Annotated in this window: 12 protein-coding genes; 6 read left to right on the top strand and 6 right to left on the bottom strand. The window is 53.0% G+C overall.

The genetic code is table 11. From position 1 onward, the window contains the following. Window position 1: 1 nt before the first annotated feature. Entirely contained in the window at window positions 2-1,132 is a 1,131-nt protein-coding gene (locus SD425_RS08495) for an FAD-dependent monooxygenase (protein WP_324677426.1), read from the bottom strand. Window positions 1,133-1,197: 65 nt separating this feature from the next. Then, window positions 1,198-2,016 (bottom strand): helix-turn-helix domain-containing protein, encoded by an 819-nt coding sequence (locus SD425_RS08490; RefSeq protein WP_324677424.1) that lies wholly within the window; start codon window positions 2,014-2,016, stop codon window positions 1,198-1,200. A gap of 407 nt (window positions 2,017-2,423) precedes the next feature. On the opposite strand from SD425_RS08490, the gene SD425_RS08485 reads away from it, so the two are divergent. From SD425_RS08485 to SD425_RS08470, 4 genes are all read left to right on the top strand, one after another. Then, the gene (locus SD425_RS08485) at window positions 2,424-3,560 is read left to right on the top strand and encodes an acyltransferase (RefSeq protein ID WP_324677422.1); all 1,137 of its coding nucleotides are present in this window, start codon (window positions 2,424-2,426) and stop codon (window positions 3,558-3,560) included. Window positions 3,561-4,174: 614 nt separating this feature from the next. Next, on the top strand, window positions 4,175-4,705 hold the full coding sequence (locus tag SD425_RS08480) for a (2Fe-2S)-binding protein (RefSeq protein ID WP_416381028.1): 531 nt from the start codon (window positions 4,175-4,177) through the stop codon (window positions 4,703-4,705). A gap of 3 nt (window positions 4,706-4,708) precedes the next feature. Next, window positions 4,709-5,701 (top strand): xanthine dehydrogenase family protein subunit M, encoded by a 993-nt coding sequence (locus tag SD425_RS08475; RefSeq protein ID WP_324677420.1) that lies wholly within the window; start codon window positions 4,709-4,711, stop codon window positions 5,699-5,701. Continuing rightward, the gene (locus SD425_RS08470) at window positions 5,701-7,926 is read left to right on the top strand and encodes a xanthine dehydrogenase family protein molybdopterin-binding subunit (RefSeq protein ID WP_324677417.1); all 2,226 of its coding nucleotides are present in this window, start codon (window positions 5,701-5,703) and stop codon (window positions 7,924-7,926) included. Before SD425_RS08475 ends, SD425_RS08470 begins: the two co-directional genes overlap by 1 nt. 85 nt (window positions 7,927-8,011) lie before the next feature. On the opposite strand, the gene SD425_RS08465 is transcribed toward SD425_RS08470, so the two are convergent. Continuing rightward, on the bottom strand, window positions 8,012-8,266 hold the full coding sequence (locus SD425_RS08465; protein ID WP_324677415.1) for a hypothetical protein: 255 nt from the start codon (window positions 8,264-8,266) through the stop codon (window positions 8,012-8,014). A 428-nt stretch (window positions 8,267-8,694) separates the two neighbouring features. Between SD425_RS08465 and SD425_RS08460 the strand changes: the two genes are divergently transcribed. Continuing rightward, a complete protein-coding gene (locus SD425_RS08460; RefSeq protein WP_324677413.1) occupies window positions 8,695-9,765 on the top strand; it encodes a nitronate monooxygenase in 1,071 nt (356 codons plus the stop codon). 182 nt (window positions 9,766-9,947) lie between these two features. Here the strand turns inward: SD425_RS08460 and SD425_RS08455 are convergent, their stop codons facing one another. After that, complete coding sequence (locus SD425_RS08455) at window positions 9,948-12,650, bottom strand: glycoside hydrolase family 3 C-terminal domain-containing protein (RefSeq protein WP_324677411.1); 2,703 nt, start codon at window positions 12,648-12,650, stop codon at window positions 9,948-9,950. Window positions 12,651-12,970: 320 nt separating this feature from the next. On the opposite strand from SD425_RS08455, the gene SD425_RS08450 reads away from it, so the two are divergent. Then, window positions 12,971-13,777, top strand: a complete 807-nt coding sequence (locus SD425_RS08450) for an NIPSNAP family protein (protein WP_324677409.1) — start codon at window positions 12,971-12,973, stop codon at window positions 13,775-13,777. A gap of 141 nt (window positions 13,778-13,918) precedes the next feature. Here the strand turns inward: SD425_RS08450 and SD425_RS08445 are convergent, their stop codons facing one another. Together SD425_RS08445 and SD425_RS08440 are read right to left on the bottom strand one after the other, a co-directional pair. Then, a complete protein-coding gene (locus SD425_RS08445) occupies window positions 13,919-15,136 on the bottom strand; it encodes a Gfo/Idh/MocA family oxidoreductase (protein ID WP_324677407.1) in 1,218 nt (405 codons plus the stop codon). Then, window positions 15,136-16,140: an FAD:protein FMN transferase gene (locus tag SD425_RS08440; RefSeq protein WP_324677405.1), complete on the bottom strand. Its 1,005-nt coding sequence runs from the start codon at window positions 16,138-16,140 to the stop codon at window positions 15,136-15,138. Before SD425_RS08440 ends, SD425_RS08445 begins: the two co-directional genes overlap by 1 nt. Window positions 16,141-16,212 lie beyond the last annotated feature (72 nt).

Below are 16,212 nucleotides of genomic sequence, written 5' to 3'. Positions count from 1 at the left end.
GCTAAAAGGGTATGCCTTGCGTGTTTCTGGCGTGAATAGCCTCTTCGGTTTTGGGCACAAAGTAGTCGCTTAACATGGTGAGGGCATTGGCTTGCACTTCCTCAATAAATGGCCGCAGCTTTTGGTTGTACGTTTGAAAAGCTAGGCCAAAATTACCGTCGTGCTTTTCCAACGCTTCTGCTACGGCCGCGGCCCCGGTCATGGCTAGTGAAGCCCCTACTCCCGCCGCAGGCGAGGCGCAATAGCCGGCATCGCCCACCAGCGCCACACGGCCTTTGGTCCACGATGGCATCCTTACTTGACAGAACTTATCGAAGTAAGAAATTTTTGCCTGCTTCACTTCTTCCAGTAATTCGGCAGTTCGCCAGCCTTGTCCGGCAAACTGTTCCACAATCATTTTTCGGTGCTGCTCAGCATCCCGGTAGTCGTACGAAATCTCCTTTTCGGAGAAGAACCAAAAAATGATGTCCGACTTGCCATTGTATGCATTCAGCATGATACCCTTGCCTGGCACATTGTACAGTTGGGCAGTATTTTCTTCTATCAGCGAGGTATTTACGATAGTAAGCGAAAAATAATGTTCCAGAAAACGGACGTATTCCGGTTCGTTATCAAACCATAGTTTTCGTACCCCCGAATGAGCACCATCACAGCCGAACACCAAGTGAAAGTCGTTTGGGGCCTCGTGGTCAAACGTCACTTGGATAGCGTCTGCTGTTTCGCGCAAGGCGGTGATGCGGTCATGAAATAGAAAGTCAACCTCATTCCGCAGAGCATCTACCAGAATAGGCACTAGCTTGTCGCGCTCAATTTCGATGTCTTCGATGTCATTCGATAGAAGTGCCTCCTCATCTTGAAGCACCATAGAGCCCTCCGTTACATCATCGGCGTTTTTAAACTCCAACCGTTCCAGCTGCAATCTACTGGCTTTCAACTGCTCAAATATGCCCATTCGCTTGGCGCTAGCTAATGCCTCTCCCTGCACATTGATTGCCGCACCACCTAGCCTAGGTTCGTTTGCCAGCTCCACCACCGTGACGTAGTACCCTAGCTTATTCAGCCAATAAGCGGTTGAGAGTCCGGCGATGCTTGCGCCCGAAACGAGTACTTTCTTTCCAGTTGCCGATTTCATTTCCAGTCAATTTTGTTCGTTAGTGCTAGCCTGATGGCACTACAAAATTCTGGAACGCGCCAACACTAGGATAGAATAAACGCGACAAAATCGGTGCTTACGGTCTGTTGCCAGCGTCTTGCTTTGCGGGCGAAGGCCGCAGGCGTCGTGCCATTGTAGCGTTTGAATTCCCGGCCTAGGTGCGATTGATCAGTATAACCTAGCTCCTGCGCTAAGCTGGCTAAGTTGGCCGTTGGGTCCAGCCAGAGGTGGTTGCGCGCCTGCTCAAAGCGCATTAGCCCCGACACATCTTTTACCGTGTAGCCGGCCGCTTGCTTAAACTTTCGCTCCAGCGTTCGAACCGTGGCATGCGCTGCCGTTGCCACCTGGCTAACTGGCAGAGTGCCGTTCGCCGCCCGCATAGCTCCGCCCGCTTTGCCGAGCAACCGGTCGGTAACCATCTGCGACCGGGCCTGTCTGAAATACTGCATCACCTGCGTGAGTGCCTCGGCTATGTTACCCACCTGAATACACGTTGCCAAGGTGGCTTGTAACTGGGCGATAGGATGCTCAAAGATGCGTACGCCGCCTTTACTGGAAGGCAGGTCGAGCAACTCGAATACGGCCCAGGGAAAGCACTTGATACCAATGATTTCCAACCGGTTTTGCGCGTAAAACAGAACGGGTTGGTTGAGCAGCCCCACCAGAAACGGAGAAGGCAGAAGCTGCAAGCCGTCCGTCGTCGACATGCTACAGGGGCTACCAAAATAGAATATAATTTCCGCGTAGCCATCCGGCGTCACTTCAAAACTCGTTGGCCGTTCGCCAAAGTCTCTGCTGATATGCCAAAAATCCTTGATAGTATCCCGAAGCTCTTCCGGAGGTTCAACTTCTTGGTGCTGCATGTGAAAAGGGAGTAGCGCGTGCTAGCTGGGCGCGTTTTGGTCAGGAAACCTACTTCGACGCGAAGCGCGGGCAGTAGTCGCCGCCTTGTTAGTAGAGCGTTCCAAGGTAGTGAGGAACAAGTGGAGCAAGCCTACAAGAAACAGAATCAATCTATCTTAGGGCTAGCTCAAAAGTTGGTAGGATGAATAAAAACTGCGCAAACTGATTTTAGAAGTAGTTGAGGGAAATCAGTTGACTAATTTTAAGTGATACTGATGCTTTTGAAAACAGAGCAACCATTTGCTAGGATGAACTCATCAAGCTGGTGGAATACGGCGTTAATTTGCACGGATCATTTAAGTACTTATCAAATCACAACTGCGTGCTTATACATTTTTAAACCAGCTCTACTGCTAAACGAATATCAATGCTAAACGACAAAAATTCTGCTGCATTTTCGGACACAAAACCACATTATACTATACTCGACGGATTACGTGGAGTAGCGGCAATAACAGTTGTATGTTTTCACTTATTCGAAGCCTATGCAACCAGCCATATAGATCAAAAAATCAATCACGGGTATTTGGCCGTCGATTTTTTCTTTATTCTATCCGGTTTTGTTGTTGGCTATGCTTATGACGACCGATGGAAAACGATGAGCATAACAGACTTCATCAAACGTAGGTTTATACGTCTGCATCCTATGGTAGTACTTGGGGCTATTATTGGAGCCATCATGTTCTACTTTCAAGGTTGCGCTACTTGGGACGTTTCAAAAATATCTGCTCCTAGGTTATTTGTAGCTACGCTGATAAATGCTTGCTTAATTCCGGCTACCCCGAGTCATGAGATTCGGGGAGTCGGTGAAATGTTTCCGTTGAACGGTCCAACTTGGTCGTTGTTTTTTGAATATGTTGGCACTATCCTCTACGCGTTCTTCATCCGTAAGCTTCCGACTAAAGCACTTTCTGCACTAGTTCTAGTTGCAGGTTGCGGCTTGGCAGCATTTGCCATTTGGGGGCCATACGGCGATATATGCGTCGGATTTGCTTTAACAGAAGAGAATATAGTCGGTGGTTCTTTGCGTCTATTATTCTCGTTCTCGGCAGGATTGCTCTTATCTCGCGTATTTAAACCTACCTATGTAAAAGGGACTTTTTGGTTGGGTAGCTTAGCTATTGTTATTGTAGCAGCAATACCGAGAATTGGCGGCAGCGAAAACTTATGGATGAACGGCTTATATGACACAGCCTGCTTCGCTATTATTTTTCCTTTGCTCGTTTATTTCGGAGCTTCAGGCAGGACAACTGATAATACAACGACCCGATTATGCAAATTCCTAGGAGATATTTCTTACCCTTTATATATGGTACATTACCCATTCATTTATCTGTATTATGCTTGGGTTAAAAACAATAATCTTACATTCACACAATCTTTACCTGGTACCATATCGCTTGTTGTTGGGTGTATCGTGTTAGCTTATTTATGCTTGAAGCTATATGATGAGCCTATACGTAATCTTTTAGCGAATCGGCTTTTACGAAAAAACCCGCATTAAACTCTCAACTATAGCCTACGATAATCTATTATCAAGTATTAATTGGCATAGAGTATATATTCTCTTTTATTCTTCATAAACCCTTATGCTATTGTTAATGGATTATACTAGATAGTAGCACCATTCAAGGAACACGACTAGGAAAATACAATAGAGCTATTGCATCGTATGCTGCCTTGCTAGGCCGCTGCCGTAGTTCTGCACCTAAGCCGCAGGGTCCGGACGATGATATTCATAACGGCGTGCCCCGGATGCTTCCCTCCTTCTCTTAGCCCCTGCACCCTATTTCTTTTGGCCTCTTCCTCAGACTAGTAAGGCACAACTATACTAGCTTCAATAAGCTGATACTGTTGCGCTTGCCCTTCACAGCTGCTACCGCTATATACGCTTGTATAGCACGCTATATCAAGCAGATACGTGCTATTCATTAGAATCAATCTAGTTAACCAAGTTCTACAGTAGGCGTACTATCAGAACCAATTCTAGTGGGCACAGACCTCGTGCAGCTTAGTAGTGCGCTTGGCATTAGGTGACCTCTTCGATAAGGGCGCTCATCCGATTGTGTCAGCCCCACTTGCTTCTGTTTATCCAACCACCTACATACTATCTGCTCTATGAGCACTAAAATTTTAACTGAACCAGTCGGCAGCGTGGCCGTAGGGTTGCCGCCTATGCAGCGCGTAACGCTCACCATTAATGGCGCCGAAAAACAGCTCGAAGTAGCCCCGTGGACCTCCTTGCTCGATCTTCTGCGCGAGTACCTCGATCTAACGGGCACCAAGAAGGGCTGCGACCATGGCCAGTGTGGCGCCTGTACGGTGCTGGTTGATGGCAAACGCATCAACTCCTGCCTCACCCTAGCCGTGATGAAAGATGGTTGCGAAATCACGACCATCGAAGGCTTGAGCAAAGGGGACCAGCTGCACCCCGTTCAAGAAGCATTTATTGAGCATGATGCTTTCCAGTGCGGCTACTGCACACCAGGCCAAATCTGCTCGGCCGTAGGCCTGATTAACGAAGGCCACGCGAAAACCACTGATGACATTCGGGAGCTAATGAGTGGCAATATCTGCCGCTGCGGTGCTTACCCCGGTATTGTGGCCGCCGTAGAGCAGGCCTTGAAAGTAAGTCAGCCTAACCAATAACAGATGAACAGTTTTTCCTATACCCGCGCCAACGAGGTCGATACCGCTGTGCGCGAAGTCACGCAGGATAAGGCGGCTAAGTTCATTGCGGGCGGCACCAACATTCTGGATCTAATGAAGGAAAACGTGGAGCGTCCTGACCGTTTGGTGGACATCACGCGTTTGCCTTTGCAACAAGTAGAACCCAACGCCGCTGGTGGTCTCCGCCTAGGTGCTCTCGTGACCAACGCCGATACGGCCTACCACCCCGAGGTAGTAGAGCGCTATCCGTTGCTCTCCAAAACCATTCTGGCTGGTGCTTCCGCGCAGCTGCGCAACATGGCTACCGATGGCGGCAACCTGTTTCAGCGCACCCGCTGCTACTACTTCTACGACACGGCCACGCCGTGCAACAAGCGGGAACCCGGCTCGGGCTGCTCTGCCATCACGGGTTTCAACCGTATTCACGCCATCTTAGGTACCAGCGAGCAATGCATTGCCACACACCCCTCCGATATGTGTGTGGCGTTGGCTGCGCTCGGCGCCGTAGTGAACGTGAAAGGGCCAGAAGGTGAGCGGCAAATCGAGTTCGAGGATTTCCACCGCTTGCCCGGCAATGAGCCCCAGTACGACAACACCGTGAAAGCTGGCGAAATCGTGACTAGCATCGATTTGCCAGCCGAAGGCTTCGCCAAGAACTACACTTACCTCAAGCTGCGCGACCGAGCTAGCTATGCTTTCGCGCTGGTATCCGTTGCGGTGGGCCTCGACCTCGAAGGCGACACCGTACGGGAAGCCCGTGTGGCCCTTGGCGGTGTGGCGCACAAGCCATGGCGCAAGCCTGAGGCGGAAGCGCTGCTGAAAGGCCAAAAAGCGACGAAGGAGAACTTCCGCAAAGTGGCCGATGCCCTGTTGCAAGGCGCTAAGGGCTTCGGCTCGAACACATTCAAGATTGAGCTAGCTCACCGCGCTATCGTGCGGGCGCTGGTGATGGCCACCGAAATGAAAAAGAAATAATGGCAGCAACTACCTATGTCGGCAAACCGACCAGCCGCGTGGATGGTCGCGCCAAAGTAACAGGCGAGGCTAAATACGCCGCGGAGTTTAATACGCCCGGTTTGACCTATGGCTTTGTGCTTTCAAGCGCCATTGCCAAGGGCAAAATCAAGAAAATTGATGCCTCACAGGCACTGAGCCTAGACGGCGTTCTGCAAGTGTTCACGCACGAAAACGCCCCTCGGCCGTCTCACTTCGACCGAAATTTCAAGGATCAAGACTCCGTCGCTGGCTCGCCGTTTAAGCCTCTCTACAGCGCCGAAATCAAATTCAGCCAACAGCCGATTGGCTTGGTAGTAGCCGATTCCTTCGAAGTAGCCCGCTACGCTGCGTCGCTGGTGAAGGTGGAGTACGAAGCCGAAAAGCCCGAAACTGACCTGCGAAGAATCCCGAAAGGTCACAAAGCACCAAAAGGCAAGTCGGGCTTTACGCCACCCAAAGACCGCGGCAACGCCGACAAAGCCTTCAAGCAAGCCGATGTGCAGTTTGAAGCGGAATACTTCCACATGCCCGAGCACCATAACCCGATGGAGATGTTTGCTACCACGGTGATCATGGAAGAGGACGGCAAGCTGAAGATTTACGACAAAATCCAGGGCGCCTTCAATAGCCAAGAGTACGTAACCAAGGTATTCGGGCTGAGCAAGGAGGAAGCACGCGTAATTTCGCCGTTTGTGGGCGGGGGTTTTGGCTCGGGCCTGCGGCCGCAATACCAGCTGTACCTATCCGTGATGGCCGCTTTGGAGCTAAAACGCTCGGTGCGCGTGGTCCTCACGCGTCAGCAGATGTTTAGCTTCGGGCACCGCCCTGGCACGCTTCAAACCGTATCGCTTGGTGCTGCCAACGATGGTTCGTTGCAAGCCATCAAGCACGAAGCGTTGTCTGAAACCTCTCGCTTTGAAGAGTACACTGAGGTGATTGTGAACTGGTCGGGCTCGCTCTACCACTGCGACAACGTGAAGCTAGGGTATTACCTGCGCAACCTTGACCTGTTTACGCCGCTCGATATGCGCGCACCAGGCGCGGCGACGGGCATCTTGGCCACCGAGACGGCAATGGATGAGCTATCCTATAAGCTCAACATCGACCCCTTGGAGCTGCGCCTGATCAACTACGCCGAAGAAAACGAGTTCGAGGGCAAGCCTTTCTCGAGCAAAGCCTTGCGGGAGTGTTACCACCAAGGGGCAGAGAAGTTTGGTTGGGCTAAGCGCAAGCCCCTACCCCGCTCGACCCGCGAAGGCACAAAGCTTATCGGCTGGGGCGTAGCTACGGGCATGTGGGATGCGCAGCAGCAGAAAGCGGCCGCCAAAGCCAACCTTTCCATCGACGGCAAACTGGTAGTGGGCAGCGGTACTGCCGATATCGGCACTGGTACCTACACGGCCATGACGATGATTGCAGCCGAGACCCTAGGTCTGCCGCTGGAGGATGTGACCTTCAAGCTTGGGGATACCACGCTGCCGCAAGCCCCCTTGCAAGGCGGCTCCTGGACCGTATCTTCAGTAGGCACAGCTGTGAAAGAAGCCTGCGAAGCAGTTGGTAAGAAGCTGCTTAAGCTCGCTAAGAAGGTAAAGGATTCGCCGCTGTCGGGCGCTAGCTTCGAGGATGTGGAATTTGTGGATGGCAAGGTGCAGCTGAAAGGCGACTACGCTTCCGGGGTGTCCATCATTGATGCCATGCGTCAGGGCGAAGTAAACTTCATTGAGGAGGAAACTACCTCAATACCTAACCTTCTGAAACAGATGAAATACGCCCGCAACACGCACTCGGCGGTGTTTGTGGAAGTAGAAGTAGACGAGGACCTAGGTCAGATTTGCGTCCGCCGCGTGGTGAGTGCTATTGCTGGTGGCCGCGTAATCAGCCCCAAAACCGCCCATAGCCAAATCGTCGGCGGTGTGGTGTGGGGTATTAGCATGGCCTTGCACGAAGAAAGCGTGCTCGACCACAACCTAGGTCGCTTTATGAACCATAGCTTGGCTGAATACCACGTAGCCGTCAACGCTGATATTCATGATATTGAGGTGATCTTCGTCGAAGAGCACGACGACATTGTGAACCCATTAGGCGCTAAGGGCCTCGGAGAGATTGGTATTGTCGGGGTGGCCGCCGCAGTCGGTAACGCTATTTATCACGCTACCGGCAAGCGCGTCCGTGATTTCCCCATTACCTTGGATAAGCTATTGTAATTCATAGCCTAACCGTTGCACGAAAAGCCTCGCTTATACAGCGAGGCTTTTTTGTTGATGTGAGTTGTTATGAGCCGCTAGTTTGTTACTCGGTCTGCCATTGGCCGTCTTCCTGAGGCCACAACTGACCATAAAGTTGCTCCACGCGTCGCCATTCTCGTAGCTGCGCCAGCGCCAAATCAGCGCTTTTGGCTGTTACCTTGTATATGCCCCAAGTGGCAATATAGACGTCCTCCGCGGCTGCATGATGCGCGCGCGTGAGCTGACAATGGCCAATGTGATGCAGCACTTCTACCCGGTACCCGTGGGTACGATAAATCAGGAGGGGATCTGGTGTCAACTTAATAAAGCGCTAAAATAGGACGATAGTAACTTAGAAAGGGCTTAAGTCGAGGATCGAGCTTGCGTCTAACAGGCTTATCTGCTAAGATCAGGCCAGCAAAGTCGAAATTTACGGAGTTAGTCTAGAGGTGGATTGCGCTATGAGAGTAGTTAAGTTCGGTTCCTTTGTTTTGCAACAATCCTATTCAACCTAGTAAAAGAAATATCATCTACCTATTATCCTGATTACAAACTGTATATAATCATTTTAATCTTCTATTAATTCTAATTATTAGCACACTTACGCTTGGTACTTGTCAGCAGTAAGCACAGATAAAGTCGCTGCACTTTTTTTAGTTTTTATTTTGCAGCCCCAACTTCTTTAACCTTGATGGAGTGTACAGGCCTTGTGCTAAAGCCTGCACTTTATCTATACTACCTATCAGAATGGTGACACTCGGTTCTCGCCTCACCCTCGAACATCCTATCATTCAAGCGCCAATGGCTGGTACGGCTACCCCTAGCTTGGCAGCCGCAGTTTGCAATGCTGGCGGCCTAGGCTCCATTGCGGTAGGCGGCGCCTCGGTAGAAGCAGTACGCCAGATGATAGCTGAAGTGCGGCAGGCCACAGACAGGCCCTTCAATGTGAACGTGTTTTGTCATCGCCCTAGCCAGAACGACTTAGCACGCGAAAGCCGTTGGCTGGAGTATCTGCGACCGTTCTTCACAGAGCTAGGTAGTGAGCCGCCGACTAGCTTGCCTAAGCCTTACCAAAGCTTCGTAGAGAATGAGGCCATGCTGGCGATGCTGCTCGAAACGCGTCCGTCAGTCGTTAGCTTCCACTTTGGGTTGCCCACAGCCGATCAGCTCGCTGCCTTGCGGGCTACTGGCGCTACGCTGCTCGCTTCTGCTACTACTTTGGCCGAGGCGCAAGCAGTGGAAGCGGCAGGTATTGACGTGGTAGTAGCGCAGGGAGTGGAAGCAGGCGGCCACCGCGGCCTATTCGAGCCTGAGCATGGTGATACAGGCCTAGGTACTCTGGCGCTCACACGCTTGCTGGTTCAACGCCTCCGTATTCCTGTTGTGGCGGCGGGTGGCATTATGGATGGCGCAGGCATTGCAGCCGTGCGGCGCCTGGGTGCCGTGGCGGCGCAGATGGGCACCGCTTTCGTCGGCTGCCCCGAGTCGGCGGCAGATGAAACCTACCGGGCTGCTTTGCTACAAAATCCGCCGCCTCTCACGGCAATTACTCCTACTATTTCTGGTCGGCCTGCCCGTGGGCTGGTCAACCGGTTCGCACGCGACATAGATCGACCTGACCGGCCAGAAGTCGCTCCTTTTCCCCAAGCCTACGACGCTGGTAAGCTGCTCATTGCGGCTGCCAAGCAACACGGTACCCCCACCGACTTTGCTGCGCACTGGGCCGGACAAGGCGTCGCCCTAGCTCGGGCCCTGCCAGCGGCCGAACTCGTGCGGGTACTAGTAGCCGAAATGCAAGAGGCTAGCAGCGCAGGTTAGCCGATAGCTCGAAGCTGGTACTGCTACAATGCGGCAGTTCACATCACCCCGACAAAGGAAGGACCTTATCACGCCAGAACGACGCAACAACGATTCGTTCAAATGTAATAAGGTCCTTCGCAAGCTCAGGATGACAAGGAGCGGAGCTGATCTAGCCTAGCTCGGGCAGCTAGTAATTAGCTCTAGTCTTTATCAACTACCACGGCGGCACCCGTTAGCGCCACATCGGCTTTTAGCACGCGGCCGGCAGCTAGGTCTTGGCTAAGAGGCTGGCCGCCACCGGCAAACAGTTGCACGCGACCGGGCTGCTCCACACGCTGAGTTTTAGCATCGAGCAAGGATAGTTGCCGAGGCGTAAGCGAGAACTGCACGGTCTTCTTTTCGCCAGGCTTCAGCGACACCCGCTGGAAACCTTCTAGCGCGTGAAGTGCGACGCGGCCTTTTGCGTCGGGGTGCCGCACATAAAGCTGCACTACTTCGTCGCCAGCGCGCTGACCCGTGTTCTGAACTTCTACGCTGACGCTGACAGGTTTACCTGTTTGCGGCTTCGGCGCCACCTTTAAGTTGGTGTACTTGAAGGAGGTGTAACTCAGCCCATGACCGAAGGGAAACAGCGGCGTATCCTTGAAATAGCGGTACGTGCGGCCATCCATGTTGTAGTTATCGAAGGCCGGCAATTGGCTTTCCGACTTGTAGAACGTGACCGGCAGACGACCACTGGGGTTGTAGTCGCCGAAGAGCACATCAGCTAGGGCCGTACCGGCCGCTTGCCCACCGTACCAAATGTTGAGGACGGCCGGTAAGTTGGCCGCTTCCCATTGGCACCCAATAGCGCTGCCCGTCATCATGGCAAATACCACGGGTTTGCCCGAAGATTGCAGCACTTTCATGAGTTCCGTCTGCACCTTCGGCAGGGCAATGCTCGTCCGGTCGCCACCGCTGAAGCCTTCCACGTCCACTTTCATTTCCTCGCCTTCCAACCTAGGTGAGATGCCGCCCACGAACACAATAGCGTCGGCGTCCTTCACTTGGGCCAGGATGTTCTGCGCATTCATCGGTACGACGTGCGCGCCGGTAAACTTCAAAATGGACCGGCTTACGCCCTGGAAGTAGTCAATCTTAACGTCAATCTTCTGGCCCGCCGTTACTTTGATGATATACTGGTTAGTTGATACCCCGCGGCTGTTCCAGTTGTCAATCACCACGCGGTTGTCTACGTACAGGCGGTAACCGTCGTCGCCGGTGATTTGCAGAGCTAGCTCCTCCGACTTCTCTGGCGTGAACGTCGTGACGTAGCGCGCCGAGATGTTCTCGGAAGGTAAGCCCTTCACAATTTCCATTTTCGTGTTGGGGAGGTAACGGTCTAACCCTGCCTCCATCACCGTGGCTACTGGCTGCCCTTCCAGGTTCGTGCCCTTGAAGTACTCGGCCCGGAAACCCTTTTGCCCGTTGTACGCTAGGTTCTTGTTGATGTCGAAGGTTTCGTACACGGTGTTGCTGGCGTAGTCAACTCCTTGAATGTAGGTCACTTCGGTGTTCTTCCCTACTTTGGCTTTGATGCCTTCGAGCGGCGTAATGATGTCGGTGGGGAAGCCATTGTAGTTGCCGAGCTGCACGCTTTCGTTGTTGGCGTTCGGACCTAGCACGGCAATCTTCTTGATGTCTTTGCGCAACGGCAGTGTGTTCTTGTCGTTCTTCAGCAGCACAATGGACTCGTGCGCCATCTTGAGTGCGTGCTCCTGGTGCGGCTTGCTTTCTACCACGCTCATTGGGATTTGAGCGTACTTCACGCGCTCCACCGGATCGAACATACCGAGCTGAAAGCGAATCTTGTAGAGGCGCTTCACCGACACATCCAGCTGCTTTTCAGTTATCAGGTTCTTCTGCACTGATTCCAGCAGCGAATTGTACGTGAACAACTTACCGGTAGCACATTCAATATCGGTGCCGTGCAACACGGCATTTGCGGCGGCCGTGGCCGCATCGGGGTCCGTTTTGTGATGCTGCCAGAAGTCGTTCAGGCCGTCGCAGTCGGAGGTGACGTAGCCCTTGAACTTCCACTTACTGTACAGGATGTCGTTCATCAGCTTGTCGCTGCCGCAGCAGGGCTGACTGGCGTAGGCGTTGTAGGCGCACATCACGCCGGCCACTTTCGCATCCACAATCAGGTCGCGGAAAGCAGGCAAGTACGTATCCCACAAATCGTAGTCGCTGATCTGGGCGTTGAACTCGTGGCGCGAGGGTTCGGGGCCGCTGTGCACGGCAAAGTGCTTGGCGCAGGCTGTAATCTTCAGGTATTTCGGATCATCCCCCTGAAAGCCTTTGACCAGCGCCGAACCTAGCTGCCCGGTTAGGTACGGGTCTTCGCCGTACGTTTCCTGGCCCCGACCCCAGCGCGGGTCGCGGAAGATGTTGATGTTGGGCGTCCAAAAGGTCAGACCCTGATAAATGCCTCGCTCCCCGCGGCGCACATACTCCTGGTGCACGGCCCTCGCTTCATCGGAGGTGATGGTGGCCATTTGCAGCATGGCCGCCTTGTCGAAAGTCGCTGCCATGCCGATGGCCTGCGGGAAGACAGTCGTCTTCATGCTGGTGCGGGCCACGCCATGCAGGGCCTCATTCCACCAGTTGTAAGCCGGAATACCCAGCCGGTCGATGGCTGGTGAGGCGTTCAGCATCTGCGACACCTTTTCGGGTAGCGTCAGGCGGCCTACCAAGTCGTCTACCCGCTGATCGATGGGCAGGTCAGGGTTCTGGAAAGGCAAGTCGGCTTCTTGATCAGCAGCCGTAAGCGGTGCATTTGGACCAGACTTGTGTGGTTGGTTTTGGCTTTGGATTCCGCCCGTCAGCGCGAGCATCGACAGAACGATTAAGGATCTTTTCATTCGTTGACAATAGTGAAAGTCAAGTCCTCTGCTTCTATTACCTAGCTAGGTCGTGGGGCAACCTGTCGGGAAAGAACGCCACCACTTACTGCCCTTGTGCTACCCAATAGTATCGCAGAAAACCTCCGAGTACTGCCCTAAAGTAGCTGCCATCCTTGCTTCCGCAATCGTTTTAGCCGTAAACTAGAGGCTTAAAGCTAGGAAAAATCGATGCAATCGATTGTGATATGAGCTTTTCCGAAGTGAACTCCTGGCTTGCCTTGCTGGCGCGTACACTTTTCGCAACGTCGCACCCAAACTCACCTAACCCAATAAATGCTATGAAGCACCTGAAATCTACGCTGCTTATTCTTTCGCTCGTCCTGCTCGGACTAAGTGGCCCCTTGGTCGGCACTGCCGCGGCCCCGAAGCGCGACTTCTACCAACTCAAGATTTATCATCTGCAAACCAAGGAGCAGGAGCAGCGCCTCGACAACTACCTCCAGCAAGCGTATGTACCAGCGCTGCACCGGGCCGGCATCAGCAAAGTCGGCGTCTTTAAGCCCATTGCTAGCACTGATGCAAACGCACCTACTCCAGCCGAGCAGCTCGTTTTCGTTTTTGTTCCGTGTACTTCCGCAGACCAGTATCTGAAACTTGACGCTGACTTAGAGAAAGACAAGCAGTACCAAACGGCCGCGCAGGACTACCTAAATGCTGCCTTCGACAAACCTGTGTACAGCCGCTTGGAGGGCATATCGATGCTAGCTTTCACGGGCCTACCTACCCTTCACATGCCAGCGCTGAAATCGGGCCCGGCGGAACGAGTATATGAGTTGCGCAGCTACGAAAGCGCCTCCGAAAAGCTGCACCAGAACAAGGTAGCACAGTTCAACAATGGGGAGCTAGGCATCTTCAAGCGCCTGAACTTCAACACTATTTTCTGCGGGCAGGTGGTATCTGGCAACAAGATGCCCAACTTGATGTATATATCTGCCTTCGAAAACAAAGCCGAGCAGGAAGCCCACTGGAAGACCTTCGGTGCTGATCCCGAATGGGCAAAGATGAAAGCGATGCCCGAGTACGCGAATAACATGCAGCACATGGATGTGTACCTGCTGCACCCCGCTACTTACTCCGATATCTAAGGACCAGATCAAATAAAATCGCCCCGGTCCGACGCCCAAGCGTCCGACCGGTATCGTTGCTGACGTTTGCACATCATGGTTGTGATGGCTCGTTCAACGATACCGGTCGGGCGCTTGGGCGTCGGACCGGGGCGTTTAGGCCTAGGTAAAGTTGTACTCAGGCTGCCATTTCTCAATAGTGTGGTTGTAGATGGCTTGGTTCGCTAGGTGCACCGTGCAAGCGGCCCGCGCACCGGTGAATACGTTCGAATCGGGAAGCTTCTTCTCGTTTACGGCTCGGTAGAAGTCGCTGAGCGCGTACCACGACCCATCTTTCAGCGGCTCCACACCGGTCGTGATGGGGATACCGCCGTTTTTGTCCCAAGTAATTTTGGTGGCGCCGGTTACGCCGTCCACCGTGCCATACTCCTTCAGCGTTTCCTTTTCGGGGTAGTACACGCCTTCGTCGACCAGCAGTGAGATGGTGCCTTTTGTGCCTTTCAGCTTAAATAGGTAGCCATCACGCGCATTGCCGCAGGTCGCGCCAAAGTTGCCTACCATGCCTTCATTGGTATAGCGCACCATCACCTGCACGTTGTCGTAGGTTTCGCGGCCGTCTTTGTAGAAATCAATGCCCCCGGTGCCGAATACTTCATCAGCGTGGGTTTCGAAGGCCCAGTTGATAAAGTCCATTTGGTGCGAGAGTAACTCGGCGGCTAGCCCCCCGGAGTACTCGCGGTACATGCGCCAGTTGATTTTGCGCTCCAAGCTAGGTTCTGGGACTGGGCGCCGCCAGCTGCCATTCCGGTCCCAGCGGCAGTCGATTTGGGTCACCTTCCCTAGGTAGCCCTGCTTAATCATCTCCTTAACGCGGTAATATAGCGGTGAGTACCGGTACTGGTGCCCTACTTGCAAAATCTGGTTTGGACGCCGCTGCGCTAGCTGCACCAACTCCATGGCCTGCGGGATGTTGTAGGTCATGGTTTTTTCCAAGTACACCTGCTTGCCGGCCATCAGAGCATCTTTCGCTACTTGAAAGTGCATATTCAGCGGCACCGAAATAATGACGGCGTCGATGGCTTTGTTGTCGAGCAGGGCACGATAGTCGGAGTAGGCTTTGGCCTTGTTCGTCCCTCCTATCTTCTGCGCGTCGCGCAAACGGAAGGGCAGTTCGTCGCACAGGCCTGCTACCTCAAACTTGTCGGTTAGGTCTTGCAGGATCTTCAAGAGCCCCGTGCCCCGGTCGCCGCAGCCAATAACCGCGATGCGCAGCTTACCAGCGGCAGGTGCTGCTATGGCATTCATTAGCCCGCTATCGAGCAGCAGACTACTGGTTAGCAGTCCCGTTTTCTTGAGAAAGTCTCGTCTTGGAAAGTCCATTATTGTTGAACGATTAGCTTTTGAAATCCTAGCGTAGAAGTATCAGCCATAGCGCCATCAGGGCGCTGGTAGATCAGATAGGCTTGTAAGTCGCGGTGACGTTTCAGGAAAGTTAACGCTTTTGTTAAACCCATGCCCATCAATGCGTTATCATAAGCATCGGCAGTCATGGCGTCGCGTGCTATCACGGTAACACTTACCATTTCGTTTTGAAAGGCATAACCCGTTTTAGGGTTGATAAGGTGCGCACTTTTCACTGAGCCCCATTGCTTGAACTTGCGGTAGTTTCCAGAGGTCGTTACCCCGCCTGCAGGCAGCCGGATAATCTGCCGCATACCAGCGCCGGGCAAATCGGTGGTGTCGGGCCGTTCGATGCCAATGCGCATTGGTTCGCCGCTAGGCCACTTGCGGCCGCGCACCCGGATTTCGCCACCTAGCTCTACCAAGTAATCGTGGATGTGCTGCTGTTCCAAAAGCTCAGCTAGCACGTCCACGGTGTATCCCTGGGCAATGCCGTTCAGGTCGAGATGCACGCCCGGCTGGTCTTTCACCAATGAATCGCCGCGCAGGTGAATCTTGTCGGAACCCACTTGTAGCAGTAGCGCTTGGATTGTGGCAGGTGCCGGTGGCGCTTCTACGTGTTGCGCTCCAAACCCCCAGGCACGCACCAGAGGTTCGACTGTAGCGTCGAAATGTCCATCCGTGTCTCGGTACACCTGCAAAGCCTTGTGTACTACTAGGCGCAGGTGCTGGTCGGCTACTACGCCTCTGGTGGCATGGTTAAATTGATTGATCAAAGACTGCGGAACATACAGGGAGAGCGAAGCATCTATTTCAGCTAGCTTTTGGCTTATGCGCTGCCGCGTAATAGTACTATCGGTGGCGTAGTAAGTAATACTGTACGTGGTGCCTTGCGCATATCCGTCGAGGTGGTAGACTTGCTTAACAGCTTGCTTAGGCGAAAAAAGGCTATAGCCTAAAAAAAGCAGTAGCGTGTACAACATATTACTGAACTATAGAATCTTAGCTTTCCCGAAGACAATTATGCAAAATTTATAATAATTTCTTGCAAACGT

Source organism: Hymenobacter sp. GOD-10R, assembly GCF_035609205.1.
Lineage (GTDB): Bacteria > Bacteroidota > Bacteroidia > Cytophagales > Hymenobacteraceae > Hymenobacter.
This window is presented reverse-complemented; position numbering and strand designations above follow the sequence as displayed.